We start from the raw sequence: 16,591 nt of genomic DNA, 5'->3' as shown, positions 1-16,591 counted from the left end.
GCGCTCTATTCCGGTCTGGCGAGATCCCACCGCGATTTTATAACCCTTTGCCGGGAATAGGCACACGATATGGCATCTCAAGAAGTTCAATTAGAAAGTACAATTGGGGGATTCACCGCAAGCGGTCGACTACACACGTTGAGTGTCTGGTTTATTTTCGGGCTTCGGTTGATGATGGGACTGGCGTTCTTCCAGAGTGGTCTCGACAAGGTCCTCTCGGGGAGTTTTAGTGCCGGTGGATATCTCACCGGGGCCGTTCCGAACAGCGGGAGCCCACTTGCTGATCTGTTCGTAGCGATGGGGAACACGCCGTGGTTCGTCGACTTCGTGAACGTCGCAGTACCGTGGGGAGAGCTGCTTATCGGGCTCGGGTTGTTGTTCGGTGCCCTCACTCGACTCGCTGCGTTCTGGGGGGCATTTATGATGCTCATGTTCTATTTCGGCAACTGGGATGTCGCACATGGCTACATCAACGGGGATTTCGCGTACATGCTCGTTTTCCTCTCAGTCGCCGCGTTCGGAGCGGGACGGATCCTCGGTCTCGATGCGTATATCGAACAGTATGAGGTCGGCGGAGTGCCGCTCGTCGAACGGTATCCATGGACTCGATATCTACTCGGGTAAGTAAGCGTGTCATCAATAGATCCCACTATTACGAATCCCGGTGCTTGGGGCCTCGCGATTATCTTCATTGTCGTAGTTTCTTGGTTCTTCTATCGGTACTTCGCTCCTGATAGCTGGCGGGAGTGGGTCGGCGCAGGAGTGGTACAGGCGTTCATCATTGCATTATATGCGGAGATGTATGGGTTTCCACTGACGATCTATCTGCTGGTCCGGTTTTTCGGTCTGGATCGCGAGTACGTCAGTACCAATCTCTGGTCCACACTGATCGGGTTTGGCGAGACGGGTATGTTCGTATCAATGCTCCTCGGCTACGCTGTGGCGTTTGTCGGCATCGGCCTGTTTGCTCAGGGATGGCGACAAGTCTATCGTGCCCGGCAGGACGACCGACTGGTCACAGACGGGCTTTACAGGTACGTCCGTCACCCACAATACACCGGCCTGTTCATCGCCCTGTTCGGCGAGGGCATCATTCACTGGCCGACGATCTTCTCTGTCGCTCTATTTCCGCTCGTCGTTGTGATTTTTACGTGGCTTGCACGGAGGGAAGAGCATGATATGGTCGATACATTCGGTGATGACTACCGCACTTATCAGCGTAAGGTACCGATGTTTATCCCTCGATGGGAGCAGTGGCGCGATCTCGTTGCTGAATCTCGTAGTAGCAGTGACGATTTCAAAGACCCGTGACTTCGGTGAGGGCGATCTGGAATGAATGGTGTTCGTATCGAAACTGTGTTCGCGAGGTGGACGGGAGGTCAGGGACCAATAGCCCGAAATCGTAGATGTTCCTTGACCGAGTCGTCGAATTATCGATCGACGAAATCGTTATTGTAAAGTACGTGAGCAGGTGGACGGCCCGTCAGTCCGTCGTAGCCGCGTACTCTTCGCCACCGCGTTCCCCGCCGGCGACCGAATCTTGGCTATGGAGCCAGTAGAGGAACGCAAAGAACGCAGTCGCGAGGACGTTCAACACCAGCTTGTAGTTGAGCTCGATGGATACCTCGGCGATTTGGGCAGAGGCCCGCGACGGGATGAGTCCCAACCCTAGGAACAGGAAGTGAACCACGAACCCGACGATAACGGCGCTGATGAAGATCATCAGACTGAGTACCGCCGCGAACGTCGTCCCGTAGTACTCGTCGTAGGCCTTCATGATGGGTGGGACGATGAGATCCGCGAAGATGTACGAGAGAACCGACCCGAAGGGAAGTCCGCGGGTCCAGAGGACGGTCCCGAACGGGACGTTGCCGACCGAGCAAACGAAGGTGACGACGCCGATGATCGCACCGAGCGCGGCCGTCCAGAGGACGTACACCGGCAAGCCGAACACGGCGCCGGAGAAGACGCTCGTCCAGACGGACTCGGGGATGAAGCCCGCGATGAGCCCAGCGAAGATGAAGCCGATAGCGATTTCATCCCAGAGCATCGCCCACTCCTTCCACTGTTTGTCAGCGAGCCCCTTCCACCCCGACCAGGACGTCGCTTTCTCCCGAATCGAGGTATTCGCTTCCTTCGGGTCGAAGCTGTCCTTGCAGGATTGCGAACAGAAGTAGTACGTCTGCCCATCATGCTCGATGGAGTGGTCGGTCTCCTCGGGGTCGACCTCCATCCCACAGACGGGATCCTGTACGGTAATACCCTCCTCATCGGTGACGTTCTTGCGTGCTTCGTCGAGAATCTCGTCGGGTACGAGGTAGACGAAGCCGACCGACATCAGGCCGATGAGGAGCAGGCCACCGATCACGTCGGCGAGCAGGAACTCCCAGCCGAGCAGCAGCCAGATGACGATCCCGATCTCGATGACGAGATTCGTCGAGGCGAACTGGAACGCGGCCAGTGCCGCTGCCGCGGACGCGCCCTTCTTGTAGAGGTTTTTCGCGGTGGCGATGGCCGAGTACGAGCACGACGAGGAGACGAACCCGAAGAACGTGGCGAGTCCAATCTCTCGTGGGCCGTGGCCTTCGAGTAGCTCCGAAATTTGTTGGGTCGAGACCCACGCCTCGACGCCGCCGGCGATGGCGAAGCCGATCACGAGTGCCCACCAGGTAATCCAGGCCATCGCGGCGGTCGTCGTCGCAGCTTGGCGGGTGCTCTCCACGAAGAATCGCCCGAGTGGTTGGTTAGTCGTTACGACACCTATGAGGACGGTGACTACGCCGATAACCGAGAGGATCACGTAATCTGATCTGTCCATTGTCTTGGTGGCCTACATCTAGGGTCTCCTCCCCTAATGCGATTGTGGCTACATCTGTGGGATATATCGTGTATTATTTTTTGGAGACCGGCGTCACAACCCTAGCAGAATTTGGAATCCAGGAATGGGACACCTCAGGTGAGGAGTAATTGACTTGTGGCTGGCTGGAGAGGGTAGCCGTATGCTCACGTCCCTCAGCGAACTTCTCGTAACGGGTACCATTCTCGCGAGCACCGCGTACACGGTGAGTAAAACGCCCGCTATCTGGCACCAGTACGAGGGAATATATGGTCTCCTTCTCGTTGGAGTACCGCTCGTTGGGCTGCTGTTCGGGATCGCCCATCTCGGGATGCTCACGCCGCTTCCGCATAGCCTGCTCGCTGCAGTGGAAACCGGAGCTCTCCTCAGTGTCGTAGTCGTACTCGGCGCACTCGGGTACATTCACCCGCGACTTGGGTATTCTGGGGGAAAATCCCGATGACTGCGCTCCTCTTTTCGTTACTCTCGGCAGTCGTCGCTGGTGGGCTTGCGTTCCTTTGTTACATCCTGCTCTACGGGGACACCGTGCTGGTGATTCAGCGGCCGTTCTTTTTCAGAATCGGCGTTGGGGCGCTCTGCGCTGCCGTCCTCGGGGCAAGTACAGTAGTGGTCGGCTGGGTTCCGACGCATCTTCTTCACGCTGTCTTCGCAGTGTCAGTCGCTGCGGCGATCCGGGCAGTCCATAACGGTCTCCATCCGGACACTGAAACGTGGTTCTACTCGCTCTTCGGAACCTGAGCATCAAAGCAAACGATTTCTACTCCCAGACTGTGGTGGTTTGGATTCGTAACGACAAGAAGTCTAAAGATGGCACCCCAAAGGAGAGACGATGAGCGAGAAGTTGGGCCTTCTCGGTACAGTCTCGATTGCGCTCGGTGGTATGATTGGTGGTGGAATCTTCGCCGTACTTGGCGTGGTTGCAGAAATGTCGGGGCCTGCTGCGTGGCTCGCGTTTACCGGCGGCGGTGTCGTCGCGTTCTGCGCTGGCTACTCGTACGTTCGTCTCCAGCGGCTTGGCGATGTATCCGGCGGTTCGGTCAGTTTTTTACAGGAGTTCGGTGAGTCGACGACGGTCGCTGGGATGGTCGGTTGGACGCTTCTGTTCGGCTATATCGGGTCGATGGGTATGTACGCGTTCGCATTCGGTAGTTTCGCGACGAAACTCCTCGGCGTCGAAACCGTACTCGGGATTCCACTCCGTCCCGTTGTGTCGGTTCTCAGCGTCCTGGGGTTTGTACTGCTGAACGTCCTTGGTGCCCGAGCGAGTGGCGTGACCGAGGTGCTCCTCGTCGCGGCAAAGGCCGGGATTCTCCTCATTTTTGGTGTGTGGGGGTTCTATTTTGGAGCGCGGACAGAACAGCTGACGACCGGGTTCTCCTCCGTCGCGACGGGCGGGTTACTCATGTCCGCTGCCCTCTCGTTCGTCGCCTTTCAGGGCTGGCAGCTACTCTTTTACGACGAGGGGAGTCTTCGAAACGCTCGGACGACCATCCCGCAGGCAATCTATCTTTCAATCCCCGCGTCCCTCGGGCTGTACGTCCTCGTGGCAGTCGTCACGACGGGTCTGCTTCAGCCCGAAACGATCGCCGCGAACCCCGAGGTGTCACTCGCCATCGCGGCCGAACCGTTCATGGGGCAAATGGGGTTCATCCTCATTTCCGTGGCGGCGCTGTTCTCGACTGGGAGCGCGATCAACGCCACGCTGTTCTCGGCGGCCCACTTTGCGACGGGAATGCTTGAAGACGACTTACTTCCCGATCGGATCGGAGACACCGATGCCGACGGTGCTCCTACGCGAACACTTCTCGTCTTGGGCTTGATAACAGCCGCGTTCACCGCCTACGGTAGTCTTCAAGGAATCACGTCGTTCGCGTCGCTTGCGTTCATCACCGTCTTTGGGTTGATGTGTTTCCTCGCGTTCCGGCATCGAGAGGGCCTTCGCACAGGTATCCTCCCCGTCGTCGGCGGGGTTGGTGCAGTACTGTTCTTCCCTTCGTTAGCGTATCACCTTGCCGTGATGGAACCCGCCGTTTTTAGTGTGGTTCTTGTTGTGACGGTCGTCCTCCTAGGACTGGAAATCCTCTACTTCGAGCGAGAGACTATTCGCTCCGAAATCGATGGCATATGACGCTGACGGTGTCGCAGTCCTTGAACGATTAAATAGCTTGGGCAGTATTGTTGAGTGTGCTCTTTTGGGTCCACGCTGCAGTCGCGTATCTCGTTTACCGAGGCATTTCTGGTGGTTCTACTGACCGAAGTGACGATGCCCCGATCATTGCCCTGTTCGGGGGTGCGTTGCTCCCGGATATCGTCGACAAACCACTCGCGTTTGTACTTCCATCGCTCCCGAGTCGGTCGGTCGCACACTCGGTGTTTACTGCGGCACTCGTCGTCCTGATCGTCCTCTACGTCACGAAACACAGAGACCAGTGGGAGGTCGGCGCGGCGTACGCGCTCGGATATGGATCACACCTCGCTGCGGACCTCATTGATTACCTGTTCGTCCCCGAGGAGACTCTACTGTTTCTGTTCTGGCCGGTCGTGACTGACTATCACCACGTCGAGACGATTGGAGACCTGCTCGCGCTGGTTAGACCCACCCCGTACGTCGTCGGCCAGACTATTGTCACATTGCTCGCAGTTGCGCTCTGGTTCGGAGCTGGCAAACCGGACACATTCACCGAATGAGCCGGCGTTCTTATCCGTGTCGTATGCTTCCATCCGTCGTCACGCTGTGCGTGAGCGTGGAACGGTCCAGAGCATATTGTCGATCTTGAGCGAAAGCGTCTCGATTTCGTTCTCGATGTCATCGAATCGGTCGCACGGAATATAGACCGATGGATACGTACTCATCGAGTATACTTCCGTGTCGAACTCCGCCCTGAACAGTTCCATAGTCTCTCCGTTGGATCGGATGCTAGTAAACCGGTAGGTGTCCGCCGGTGCAAGACCAGTCCGCGATTCGACACTGGTCACGTGGGTCGGTTCGCCATCGTCAAGGTCGAAGGCCTCCCGACAGGCCTGCTCGAACCGCGACTCAATCCCTTCCGTGACGTGGTTGACGTATCCGACCGACGCTCCCCACGTGAGCAACCCCATTAGCACCCCTCCGACCGAAAATAGTGCCGCAGTACCGAGACCGTCTCGCCCGAGAACGAACGAGCCGGGGATCATGAACGCGTTCCCCAGCGCGAAACCGAACACCCAGATACCGCCGATCGTTGCCAGCGGGTGCCAGGCCGAACGCCAGAATATCCTAGAAATAACGCCCTCCGGTACGGCGTTTGAGCGCATCGGCGACTCCATAGTGTTAGATACTCCCAAACATACATATAGTTTCTCCGGAGAGAACGAGGTATGTTCGGGGAGTTCGGTTACGTCACGACGGCTCTGTTCGCTCTCATCGTCGGGTCGGTTGCCGGAACAATGGCTATCCTCACTTGGGACGTCTTTCGCGAATCCACGTTTGGAACGGCAATTATCGTCCTCGTAGTCGTATTTTCGATATTCTCCCTCCATCACGTCTTCTTGCTGAGTGTGGAGCCACGACTCGCTGAGTCTCGGTTGTACCAAGCGCTCCTGAACACCGTCGTCGTGATCTTCGTCGGGTTAGTGATTCGTCATCGAAACCGCCTCCAAGCGACAACGGGGGGATCTCGAACGTGATTGATATACTCGGTCTCTACAACATCGTCACTGGTGTCGCCGCGGGAGCTGGCTTGTTGTATCTCCTCTCCGAACAGCATTTCGTCCACCAACACCAGCGGTTCGTCGTCGTGATGCTTGCGGGACTTCTTCTCTACGTAGCGGTTTCACCTATCGTGAACGCCGTCGCACCGCATCTAACGCATCTGATCCATATCTTCGCCGGACTGCTGATCATTTGGGGGTTGTACAGCCCTCTCCACAACGATTTACGAACCAATCAGTGGGATTCCCTTCTCTTTCGTAATCCACAATCGGTTCGGAAGTCCGAAGAGTGGATGACGCCGATGGACGACGAAATTCTCCAGGTATTCCACTCGACACAGCTCGTACTCTCCCCGTCGATTATCTCACGGAATATTCACCGGAGCCGAGATGAGGTCAACCGGCGTCTTCGGACGTTAGAGAAACACGGCTTCGTCTCAAGGGTTGATCGCGGACGATACAAGCTCACGTCACAGGCGGAACGGTATCTACACGGAGGGGCATACGAACCCATCTTCCAGAAGAAAGAAAATATATCTGATACGTCGGGTCAAGAGTTGTAATCGACAGATAGAGGCGCCCCACATGAATTAATGTGTGACCGTATCGGCCAGTAGTATCATCTGAAAGGTCATTATATTATATTACCCCACACGAGAATGGGCTGCCCATGTCAGTACGACTCATGGGTGATTGGCGTGGCTAACGAGATAGATCGTCGTCGTTTCTTGCGACGTGCTGGCACTGCCGGAGCGATAGGAATGATGTCATTCGCTGGTTGTCTCCAATCGCAGATGACCGAGGGTTCCATCGGTGCGAACATGCAGCCGATGATGCAGATGGGGTTCGAGGCGATGGTGGGATCACCGGCGATGGATGAGTATCCGGCTGAGCCGAACGACGAGGGGTTCGTGGATGTTGCGATGATCGCCTACGATGACGACACGAACAACTATCACTTCATGCCGCACGTGGTGTGGGTGGAGCCCGGAACAACGGTTCGTTGGGCGCACACCGCCAAAGGCATCTCTGAACGACGGACACACTCTGCGACAGCCATCACGCCTGACCTTATGGCAGGCTATCCGCGGTTGATTCCTGAAAACGGAGCCTCGTTCGACTCCGGGTTGCTTCCAGGCAGTCACGACAGCGAGTTCGACGCGGTGGGCGAGACCGAACTCATACGATATGGACCATATACCCACACGTTCGAGGAGAAGGGGGTCTACTTCTATCTCTGTCAGCCCCACTACGGGGTTAGTGGGATGGCCGGCGCCGTTGTGGTCGGGGAACTCTGGGAAGAGAACCAAGGCGAGGGCTGGTCACCCGGCATGACCGCTGACCTCTCGCCCATCGTTGAGGCAGACCCAGTCAACGGGCCCGTAATCAAGGAGAAAATCGAGGGCGATCTCCGAACCATGGTACGTCACGGTGAGGAGGGCGGCGAAGGCGGAGGTGGACACTGATGACAGAACACGCTACGGACGACGGTGGGAGCGACTACGACGACCACGACGGCCACCACGGCCCGTCTGGATGGCGGTACTGGCTGTATACGACCGATCACGAAATCATCGGCATCATCTACCTCTGGAACGCGCTGTTCTTCTTCGCGGTTGGCGGGCTGGCAGCACTGGTGTTTCGGACGGAACTGGCACTCTCCCCTGCCAACGCGATTCTCAACTCCGCGGGGTACAACAGCCTCCTCACGCTCCACGGATTGACGATGGTCTTCTTCGTCATTCCGCCGCTGACAGGGGCATTCCAGAATTACCTCATCCCTCACTGGGTTGGAGCCGAGGAGATGGCCTATCCGCGCTGGAACGCGCTCGGTGCATGGTCAATCACCGCGGGTGGGCTGCTCCTCTGGCTCCCGCTGTTCACAAACGCCCTCGGACTCACAGGGCTCCCAGCGAACGGTGGGTGGTTCCAATACCCACCACTCACGACGATGCTCAACTCGTCGGGGATCGACGCGGAGATTGTCGGACTCACGCTGCTTCTGGGCGGCGGCTCGATCCCCGGCGGCATCAACTTCTTCGTCACCGTCGTGAACGAGCGACGGCCGGATCTCGGGTGGTTCGACATTCCGATGGCCTGCTGGGCGATCGGTATCATCACGCCCGCACTCGGATTCTATACGTTCCCGTGGGTCGTCACCGCACTCAACCTGAACTTCCTCGAACGGGCGCTTGAGATGACGTTCTACAACGCCCGAACTGGGGGCGCACCCTTACTCTACCAGTGGATATGGTGGACATTTGGTCACCCGGAGGTGTACATCCTCGTTATCCCCGGTATGGGGATCGCAATGGAGATCATCGGCCGGTTCAGCGAGCGCCCCATCTTCGGGAACAAGTGGGTCATCGTCAGCTTTGTGACGCTCTCACTGTTCTCCGCGGGCGTGTGGGCTCACCACATGTTCACCACCGGACTTGGGGCCTCTCGGTACGCCTTCATGGTGTTCTCGATGGTCATCGCCCTCACGTTCAGCCTCTATCTCTTCAGCGCTCTCGCAACGATGTACAAGGGACGGGTTCATCTCACGACACCGATGCTGTTCTCTATCGGGCTTCTCGTTGGACTCGTCTACTCCGGGATGGAGGGCCTTCAGCTTGGTCAGCCCGCGTTGGACCAGAAGCTCCATTCGACGTACTTCGTCGTCGGGCACTTCCACTTCACACTCTTCATGGTCGGCGTTATGGGCCTCCTCGCGGGCGTGTACTACTGGTATCCACTCATCACTGGGCGGATGTACAATTCCCTCGCCGGCAAGTACCACGCAGTCACGACGCTGGGAGGACTTCCACTATTGTTCTTCCTGATGGCCCGGCTGGGCGAACTCGGGATGATGCGGCGCTACGCGACCTACACCTACATGCCGGAACTCCAGTTCTGGCATATACTGACCACCGGAGCCGCGTTCTTCGTCGCCTCCGGACAGCTTGTGTTCTTCGTCAATATGCTCTGGAGTCTTCGATATGGAGAACAGGTCGATAACCCGTGGGAAGACGTCCTCTCAGGACAGAATATGCCCTCTCCCGAGTGGGACGGCTTCCCGCACCACGCGCCGACGCCGGAGAACGTCTACGACGACATTCCCGATGATGCCGTTGACGTTGACCTTGACGACGATTCTGGGACGGTCGTGTCGGATGGTGGCGTCGGCGTCAATCTCGGAGGTGATAACGATGAGTGACGCGGACGACGACGTTACCGTGCCGGACGACAGCTCATACGGCACGCTCTCGGGAGCATTCTGGGCGCTTGTCATCGCGTTCGGACTCGGGCTGTTCTTCTATGACTTCGGGGTCGTTACGCTCGAAGAGGTCGCCAACGGTCAACCCATCGGAATCATCCACAACTTCCGTGTGACGATGTCCGTCATCGCGATGGTTGGTGGCGGGGGGTTCGTCGCTGTGACTGGTTGGTTCGTCTATCGATACGCCGCTCCACGCCGTGAAACTGCCGCGAAACTCCGTCCCGGCAGTGGTCGCTACACGTTCAGCGTGTGGAGTCTGGGCATCGCCTTCTTGGTACTGATGACCGTCTTCATGGGGGCGGGCGCGCTCGCACAGACCGACCAAGCCGCCGACCCGACCACACAGGCCGGAACGGACCGCGTCCTCGAGATGGACATCACCGCAGGCCAGTGGTTCTTCCGGTACGACGTTGCTGGCGTCCCGTTCACGCAGGGGAATCACGTCGTCCTGCCTGCGGACACCGTGATTAAATTCAGAATCACATCAGCCGACGTGATTCACTCCTTCGCAATTCAGGAACTCGGCGTGAAAAAAGACGCCATGCCGGGACAAATCAACTCGGCGTGGTTCTCCGTTGAAGGGGTTGAGGGAGAACGGACCATCACGGTAAATGGAACTGAAATCCCCGCCGACACATATCAGGTCACGTGTGCCGAACTCTGTGGAAAGGGCCATTCGCAGATGGTCTCACAGGTGTTCGTCGTCTCGCCAGAGGACTACCGGACGTGGGTGGAGGCCAACGGTGGGACAGTTCCGGAGAGTTTCGAGGCTAGCGAAGGCGGCCACGGTGAGGAAGAGGAAGGAGGCCACTAACCATGTCAAACGAAGATATGTCTGATCGACCCGGTGAACCGGTTCGCCGAGGGGAGGGAGCCGAGGGCTTCCCCCACGGTAGCAAGTACCCGCTGTTCGTCGCCCTGGGCATGTTCTTCACGGGGCTCGGGCTTTCGATGTTCACCGTGGCGCTGGTCATCGGGATTCCGGTCCTGATATACGGTATGTGGGGTTGGACGAAGGAATACACGATCGAGGAGTTTGAGACGGGTGTTGTTCCGGCGCAAAAACGTCAGCTGCTCGGGTTCAAGTCCGGCTACATCTCGATGTTGCTGGTCATACTCGGCGAGTTGATAATTTTTGCCTCGCTGTTCGTCGTCTGGTTTTACCTCAAGGCGACGCGTGGGCCGTTCCCTCCCGAGGGAATGCCGGGACCAGATCTGATGCTTGGAATCGTGATGACGGTCCTGCTACTCGCGGCCAGCGTCGCTCTTGGCTACGGCCGCTACGCTATCGCACGAGATGAGCGGGCGCCATTCAACTGGGGACTCGCGCTCTCGATGGTGTTCGGTGTGGCGTATCTCGTGGTGTTCGCGCTTGACTGGATGAATATGGCTGCTGGCGGCGCAGTTCCCTCTCAGGGTCCGTATCCAGCTGCCTACTACGTGCTGACAGGGACACACGCGGCTCACCTCTTAGCAGGCCTGGTGTTGAGTGGCATTATCGCCTACAGGGCGTGGGGGCGAGATCACTTCAGTTCGAACCGTCACCTCATGGTCAAGACGACGGAGGCGTATTGGCACTTCCTCACCTTCCTTTCCATTCTCATTCTGGCCTTCGTCTACTTCCCGGGGTGAGCGTATGCCAGCCCACACCGATTCTGTCGACCGGCGTACGACTGACGCCCTGTTCACGCTCGTGCTCGGCGTCTACGCACTTATGCTGGCTGGGGCGACGACTGCCGTGACGGGGGCGTCTGCCGCGTGTCCGACCTTGCCTGCCTGTGATGGGCTGACCTTCGAAGAGGGAATATCCGCGCTCGTAATCGTTGTTCTCTCTCACCGGGTGCTCGCACTGATCGTCGGCCTCGGTCTGCTTTGGCTCACGTGGCATGTCCGTGGCGACAGCGTCGCCAAGGGAGTGCGCCGCCCCATCATCGCTGCCGTCACACTCTACCCGGTTCAAGTCGCGGTCGGAGCACTGGCTGTAGGAGCAGACACGTCGGTTTCGGTCAGCGGGGCGCATCTGGTTGTTGCCGTGGCCATCTTCGGCGCATTGACGGTCGCGCTGGCACGGCAGTTAACCGACGTCTCGGACGAGTCCGATATTCCGAACGCCGGTGTGTTCGACCGCCATGACGGTGTCGAAGCGGAGATGGCTGGTGACGATCTATCCATCTCCGCGGCCGAACCGGGCTCTGCTCGCGGGCCGAGCGCTTCGAGTAAGTCGACGCGGATGGGCGTTCGTTCGCTGTTTCCGGGACGTTCGTGGGAGTATCTCCGGATGACCAAGCCCCGGCTGATGTGGCTGCTTTGTCTCGTTGCACTCGCGGCGATGCTACTGGCCGGGGGACGCACCGTTCCGATGGACCGCATCGCGTGGACGCTCCTCGGTGGTGTGCTGGCGGTCGGTGCGAGCGGTGTGTTCAACAACGTTCTCGAACGCGATGTCGACGAGCAGATGAATCGGACGGCGGACCGCCCCCTCGTGGAACAGCGGGTCTCGGTCCGGCGTGCGACGGCTTTCGGGATTGTGCTCGCGTTCGCCTCGCTGGGGGTGTTAGCAGCCCGCGTCAATCTCCTCGCAGCGCTGCTCGGTCTGCTGGCGATCCTATCCTACAGCGTTGGCTACACCATCCTGTTGAAACCGAACACCACCCAGAACATCGTCATCGGCGGCGCAGTCGGGGCGTTTCCCGCACTCATCGGGTGGAGTGCCGTCAGAGGTTCGATCGGGTTCGAGATTCTCCTGTTGAGCGTGGTCATCTTCCTGTGGACGCCCGCTCACTTCTACAATCTCGCACTTATGTACAAGGAGGAATACGCAACTGCCGGGTTCCCCATGTTGCCCGTCGTGCGGGGCGAGGAGACAACCCGACGACATATTGTGCTGTACCTCGCGGCGACGATGGTTGCGGTCGCGTTCCTGGGTGCGTTGACGGCCCTCGACTGGCTGTTCGCCGTGAGCGCCGTCGTCGCCGGCGCCGTCTTCCTCTGGTTCGTCGTCCGACTCTGTCGTCGCAAAACCGATCGGGCGGCCAGGAACGCGTTCGTCTCGGCGAACGCGTATCTCGGTGTGCTTCTTGTGGCCATCGTGGTAGACTCCATCTTCGTGTGAGCATTACGGGCGGTGTCCCTGTCCGTTGTCCTCAACAGTCACCCGTCGCCGGCGGGTACCCAGCGGGTGAGCCTCGCTCCGAGTTCGTCGCTCCAGTACAGCATCCCGACTGTCGCCACGAATACGAGCGTCGAGAGGTCCCATGAGAGCCACGCAATCGTGCTGAATGTGGAGGCGCCGAGTAACGGCACGAGTAGCGAGAAGGAACAGCCGACGCACGAAACGAGACCGAACACCCCGGAGAGGGCGCCCTTCGTCGCGTCGAGTAGCCGAGCGTACAGGAGGTACGCAATCGAAAGGTACCCCACGAGTTTGAACGGGACAATGACCGTTTGTACCAACGTATTTCTGAATACGATGATTGGCCCCCAGCCAGGAGTGACCCAGGAAATACGAAACTCCGCTCCGGAACCGAGGTGTTGGAACAATCCGAGCTGAAGTAACCCACCGAGCGTCAGCAGTACGAACAGATATATTCCCGTTATGGACGCCGCCGAAGCGCGTACACCGAATCGACGAGCGGATGGGCGTGTCCGGGAAATTGCGAGTGCTCCGAGATTGATCCAGACGAATGGATATACCACATACCTCGGTTCAGTCACGGACGTTTGGGTAACGAGGAAATACCCCCAGACCACCGCTAACTCGACCCCCAAGACCGCCCCCCAGCGGACGATATCGCTACTCTCGATGCCAAAACGAACACGGATCTCGTCCAGATATTCCGTTGCTGTACTCATCAGTTCAGCTTTCGGTACTGTGTATTATACACCGTACTCAATAAGCGTTGTTCGCCCATTTGTCTCGCCTACCCGATTTGTTCATTCCACGACGACACGACCAATCATCCTGTTCTCCTCGTGTGGCAAGCAAAAATATCGGTACGTTCCTGGGATATCGAACGTGTGGCTATATGTCTCACCTCGTTCGAGAAATCCTCTCGACGACGTGCTCTGTCGGACAGCCCGTTCGGATTCGTAGCCACCGCTGGCGAAATACGCCGCCTCCTCTGGCAGCGACTCTTCGTATGCTGATGCCGTATGGGGAGCAGGACTCTTGTTCTCCCAGGTAACTTGCTGGCCGGGTTCGATTGTGATCTCAACAGGATCGAACCGAAGGTCACTCGTCATCGTGACTATTGGCTCCGGCGGGCCTCCCCCTCCGAGGCAGCCAGCAATTCCGGCCATCCCGGCAGTTAGCACACCCCCGCTCCGACGAAGCACCGTTCGTCGTGAGCAGCAATTCATTAGTCCAGCCCTCGTTTGGAGGGATCACCGCTCGGTTCGAGTTTCTTTATTCGCGTCGCTAGTGCCAGAAACGTCGCGGCAAGCGTCAGCGTCACTGCCGCGGCCGCTGCGAAGTCGTGGGCTTGCCCCGAGTGATCAATGATTCCGTTGACGAGTTCGGCCCGCAGGAACGTGTGATGGAACTCCCCAACGAGCGGCGCAAAGTAATCCACGATGTCGTTAAGCCCGTACCAGACGGTAGCGACGGCGACCGCACTGACTGAGAACTCGGCGTAGCGATAGATCAGGAACGACTGCAGACTCATCGCGAGATGGCTCACGATGAGAAACCAGTAGAGCCAGGGTTCGATATCGCCCGCCCCGTTGAGAACCAGCTGGACGAACGGCGTCCAAAGCCCGAGTTTGATGTTTCCGAAGAAGGCGAGCATATGGAGCCACTCGACGTCGTAGTCCAGTTTCCACGCGGCGAGACTAAGCGCGACGAACAGCGTCGCAGCGGGGCTGTCGGGGACGAACGGCCACATCACTATCGGGGTTTGGGCCAGCTGGAAGCGGTAGTACCAGAACCCGAACGCAGTCCCGGCCAGATTAATCGCGACGATGGCCCACGCGTACCGAAGTGCGAGGTCCTCGACGCGCCGGGGGAGCGGGGCGAGGTAGCTGGGCAGTCGATTCGTTGTCGCTGTAGGTACGGACGTCATTCGTCTCGCCGAATTACATCCCTGAGCTGTCGTTTCGCCGGTTCATCATGATGATCCCACTGAACAACATCAGGACTGCGAGCGCGACCATTCCGAGGTCCCAGGCCATCCCGGCGGTCATCGTCGAGCCCATGCCACCGCTCATCCCGCCATCCATTCCGCCGTTCATACCGGACTCCATCCCGCCACCCATTCCCCAGTTCATACTCCCGGTAACACCGACCAGTGCCTGGTTGAGCAACATCACGAGCGAGTAGCCGATCATCAGGGGACCACTCGCGTTCCCGAGCCGACTCGCGTAGGGCGTCAGCAGGACGACGCCGTGGACGACCACGACGACGCCGAGGAGTGCCATAAGGAGCCCGCTGTTCGAGCTCATCATCCCGCTGCCGGTTGTCGCGGAGAGCAGCGAGTAGACTCCCGAAACAAGTGCGATTGCCGCGCTGTACTGCCGTATCGTATCGCTCGTGTTCATCGTCTCCATTGTCAGACCCCGAGCATCATTCGAAGGGATCCACGGACGCCCATTGGGAGTCCGATCGCCCCGATGAAGAACGTCATGAGCCACCACCACGTGTGATTCATCTCGTCTTTCACGTCTGCGAGGTACCACACGATGCCACCGGTTACGAGGAGTTTGAGAACGAATGTTGACCCCGAGAATCCAGTCGCTTGATACACGAGATTCGTAACGACCAGCTTGGGGGAATAGCCGAGGAAGGTCACGCCGACGAGATTCTGCGCAGCGTCCCACATCTGCCCGAAAACGGCCAACAGGAACAGCGGATGGCGGAGATGTGCAATATCGACGAGGCTCGCCCCCCAGTAGTAGAGCGCGGTCACGCCGAGGGCGATCCCCGTCGTCGCAACAGGAACCCACAGGCGGAATGTCGCTGCCGTCGAGAGTCCATACCAGAGTGCCCACCCGACGGCTCCAATCGCCCAGACCGACCCGACGAGACCGACGATCGACGGGATGGACCCGATATTCCGATTGCGAGCGAGTGCGCCGACGCCGAGTGCGAGGACGGTGACGGCGGTAACGACGAAGTAGATCGAGGGCGTGATGAACCACACTGCGTAGTCGCCGAGCAGTCCGATATCCTCGAGGGCGCGCATCGCCCCGCCGGCGACGATGATTGGGGCGAACCCGTACGCGAGCCGCGCATCGAACGTGACATCGAGGTAGTCGAGATATGCCCGGAGTCCTGGGAGACTGTACACGACGGCCGCGAGATAGGCCACCGTGTTCACGGTGTTGTATCCGCGGACGGCCTGTATTCCCTTGTGTGTGACTGGCTGGCCGGCAGCGTCGGCGACGACCGGGCCCCAGAGATACTGCCAGACGAACCGGTCGTAGACGAGCGACGGGAACGCGAGGAGTGCGGCACCGACGAGGACGACCGGGGCAAGCAGATACAGCGCCCACCATTCTCGGGTGCCGGTGTCGGGGAGGACGGTTTCGACGCGCCCCGCAACGGTACTCACGATTCGCTCACCTCAATTCGCCACGTTGTGCTCTTCGAGCGCCCCCACTGTTCGAGCGACACGTCGGTGAGGTCGTCTTGGAGCTGGCTCAGATACTGTGCGACGGCTTTCGGTGACCCATCGAGGTCGCTGGCGATATCCCGAGCCCGAAGGTACGTGGGCTCAGTATCGGCGTTCTCGACGAGATACGCGTGTACCATGCGGCGGGAAATAGATGACATGAGTCGAGGGCAG

Annotated in this window: 21 protein-coding genes; 13 read left to right on the top strand and 8 right to left on the bottom strand. The window is 58.7% G+C overall.

The genetic code is table 11. The features are described 5' to 3' along the window. The first annotated feature begins 69 nt into the window (after window positions 1-69). The gene (locus tag NDI79_RS21930) at window positions 70-624 is read left to right on the top strand and encodes a DoxX family membrane protein (protein WP_310930761.1); all 555 of its coding nucleotides are present in this window, start codon (window positions 70-72) and stop codon (window positions 622-624) included. A gap of 6 nt (window positions 625-630) precedes the next feature. Next, window positions 631-1,311 (top strand): methyltransferase family protein, encoded by a 681-nt coding sequence (locus NDI79_RS21925; protein WP_310930760.1) that lies wholly within the window; start codon window positions 631-633, stop codon window positions 1,309-1,311. Between the two features lie 172 nt (window positions 1,312-1,483). Here the strand turns inward: NDI79_RS21925 and NDI79_RS21920 are convergent, their stop codons facing one another. Next, the gene (locus NDI79_RS21920; RefSeq protein ID WP_310930759.1) at window positions 1,484-2,818 is read right to left on the bottom strand and encodes a permease; all 1,335 of its coding nucleotides are present in this window, start codon (window positions 2,816-2,818) and stop codon (window positions 1,484-1,486) included. Between the two features lie 181 nt (window positions 2,819-2,999). Here NDI79_RS21920 and NDI79_RS21915 point away from each other — a divergent pair, with 181 nt between their 5' ends. From NDI79_RS21915 to NDI79_RS21900, 4 genes are all read left to right on the top strand, one after another. After that, on the top strand, window positions 3,000-3,299 hold the full coding sequence (locus tag NDI79_RS21915) for a hypothetical protein (RefSeq protein WP_310930758.1): 300 nt from the start codon (window positions 3,000-3,002) through the stop codon (window positions 3,297-3,299). Then, on the top strand, window positions 3,296-3,595 hold the full coding sequence (locus NDI79_RS21910; protein ID WP_310930757.1) for a hypothetical protein: 300 nt from the start codon (window positions 3,296-3,298) through the stop codon (window positions 3,593-3,595). The genes NDI79_RS21915 and NDI79_RS21910 overlap by 4 nt, the downstream gene beginning before the upstream one ends. Before the next feature lie 91 nt (window positions 3,596-3,686). Then, complete coding sequence (locus tag NDI79_RS21905; protein WP_310930756.1) at window positions 3,687-4,985, top strand: APC family permease; 1,299 nt, start codon at window positions 3,687-3,689, stop codon at window positions 4,983-4,985. 56 nt (window positions 4,986-5,041) lie between these two features. After that, window positions 5,042-5,545 carry a metal-dependent hydrolase gene (locus NDI79_RS21900; protein ID WP_310902007.1) on the top strand — a complete coding sequence of 168 codons (504 nt, stop codon included), beginning with the start codon at window positions 5,042-5,044 and terminating at the stop codon, window positions 5,543-5,545. Between the two features lie 39 nt (window positions 5,546-5,584). On the opposite strand, the gene NDI79_RS21895 is transcribed toward NDI79_RS21900, so the two are convergent. Then, a complete protein-coding gene (locus NDI79_RS21895; RefSeq protein ID WP_310902008.1) occupies window positions 5,585-6,163 on the bottom strand; it encodes a hypothetical protein in 579 nt (192 codons plus the stop codon). 51 nt (window positions 6,164-6,214) lie between these two features. On the opposite strand from NDI79_RS21895, the gene NDI79_RS21890 reads away from it, so the two are divergent. The 7 genes from NDI79_RS21890 to cyoE all read left to right on the top strand — a co-directional run bounded on the left by NDI79_RS21890 (window position 6,215) and on the right by cyoE (window position 12,921). Continuing rightward, complete coding sequence (locus NDI79_RS21890; protein WP_310902009.1) at window positions 6,215-6,523, top strand: hypothetical protein; 309 nt, start codon at window positions 6,215-6,217, stop codon at window positions 6,521-6,523. Further along, complete coding sequence (locus NDI79_RS21885; RefSeq protein WP_310902010.1) at window positions 6,520-7,110, top strand: hypothetical protein; 591 nt, start codon at window positions 6,520-6,522, stop codon at window positions 7,108-7,110. Before NDI79_RS21890 ends, NDI79_RS21885 begins: the two co-directional genes overlap by 4 nt. Window positions 7,111-7,341: 231 nt before the next feature. Then, window positions 7,342-8,013, top strand: coding sequence for a cupredoxin domain-containing protein (locus tag NDI79_RS21880; RefSeq protein WP_310902011.1), 672 nt, complete (start codon window positions 7,342-7,344; stop codon window positions 8,011-8,013). Next, window positions 8,013-9,746 carry a cytochrome c oxidase subunit I gene (locus NDI79_RS21875; protein WP_310902012.1) on the top strand — a complete coding sequence of 578 codons (1,734 nt, stop codon included), beginning with the start codon at window positions 8,013-8,015 and terminating at the stop codon, window positions 9,744-9,746. The genes NDI79_RS21880 and NDI79_RS21875 overlap by 1 nt, the downstream gene beginning before the upstream one ends. Beyond that, window positions 9,739-10,623, top strand: a complete 885-nt coding sequence (locus tag NDI79_RS21870; protein WP_310902013.1) for a cytochrome c oxidase subunit II — start codon at window positions 9,739-9,741, stop codon at window positions 10,621-10,623. The genes NDI79_RS21875 and NDI79_RS21870 overlap by 8 nt, the downstream gene beginning before the upstream one ends. Before the next feature lie 2 nt (window positions 10,624-10,625). Continuing rightward, the gene (locus NDI79_RS21865) at window positions 10,626-11,441 is read left to right on the top strand and encodes a cytochrome c oxidase subunit 3 (RefSeq protein WP_310902014.1); all 816 of its coding nucleotides are present in this window, start codon (window positions 10,626-10,628) and stop codon (window positions 11,439-11,441) included. A 4-nt stretch (window positions 11,442-11,445) separates the two neighbouring features. Next, on the top strand, window positions 11,446-12,921 hold the full coding sequence (gene cyoE, locus NDI79_RS21860) for a heme o synthase (protein ID WP_310902015.1): 1,476 nt from the start codon (window positions 11,446-11,448) through the stop codon (window positions 12,919-12,921). Between the two features lie 38 nt (window positions 12,922-12,959). Here cyoE and NDI79_RS21855 read toward each other — a convergent pair whose 3' ends face one another. The 6 genes from NDI79_RS21855 to NDI79_RS21830 form a co-directional block, all read right to left on the bottom strand. Beyond that, entirely contained in the window at window positions 12,960-13,661 is a 702-nt protein-coding gene (locus NDI79_RS21855) for a DUF7546 family protein (RefSeq protein ID WP_310902016.1), read from the bottom strand. An 81-nt stretch (window positions 13,662-13,742) separates the two neighbouring features. Next, window positions 13,743-14,123: a plastocyanin/azurin family copper-binding protein gene (locus NDI79_RS21850; RefSeq protein WP_310902017.1), complete on the bottom strand. Its 381-nt coding sequence runs from the start codon at window positions 14,121-14,123 to the stop codon at window positions 13,743-13,745. Window positions 14,124-14,167: 44 nt separating this feature from the next. Then, window positions 14,168-14,869 (bottom strand): DUF1405 domain-containing protein, encoded by a 702-nt coding sequence (locus NDI79_RS21845; protein ID WP_211087805.1) that lies wholly within the window; start codon window positions 14,867-14,869, stop codon window positions 14,168-14,170. A 13-nt stretch (window positions 14,870-14,882) separates the two neighbouring features. Beyond that, a complete protein-coding gene (locus tag NDI79_RS21840) occupies window positions 14,883-15,353 on the bottom strand; it encodes a hypothetical protein (RefSeq protein ID WP_211087806.1) in 471 nt (156 codons plus the stop codon). Between the two features lie 2 nt (window positions 15,354-15,355). Continuing rightward, the gene (locus tag NDI79_RS21835; protein ID WP_211087807.1) at window positions 15,356-16,357 is read right to left on the bottom strand and encodes a DUF63 family protein; all 1,002 of its coding nucleotides are present in this window, start codon (window positions 16,355-16,357) and stop codon (window positions 15,356-15,358) included. Further along, window positions 16,354-16,557, bottom strand: a complete 204-nt coding sequence (locus NDI79_RS21830; protein WP_245333057.1) for a DUF7123 family protein — start codon at window positions 16,555-16,557, stop codon at window positions 16,354-16,356. The genes NDI79_RS21835 and NDI79_RS21830 overlap by 4 nt, the downstream gene beginning before the upstream one ends. Between the last annotated feature and the right edge of the window lie 34 nt (window positions 16,558-16,591).

The organism is Halogeometricum sp. S3BR5-2 (assembly GCF_031624635.1).
GTDB lineage: Archaea > Halobacteriota > Halobacteria > Halobacteriales > Haloferacaceae > Halogeometricum > Halogeometricum luteum.
The sequence above is the reverse complement of the archived record's forward strand: the minus strand, read 5'-3'. Positions and strand labels throughout refer to the sequence as shown.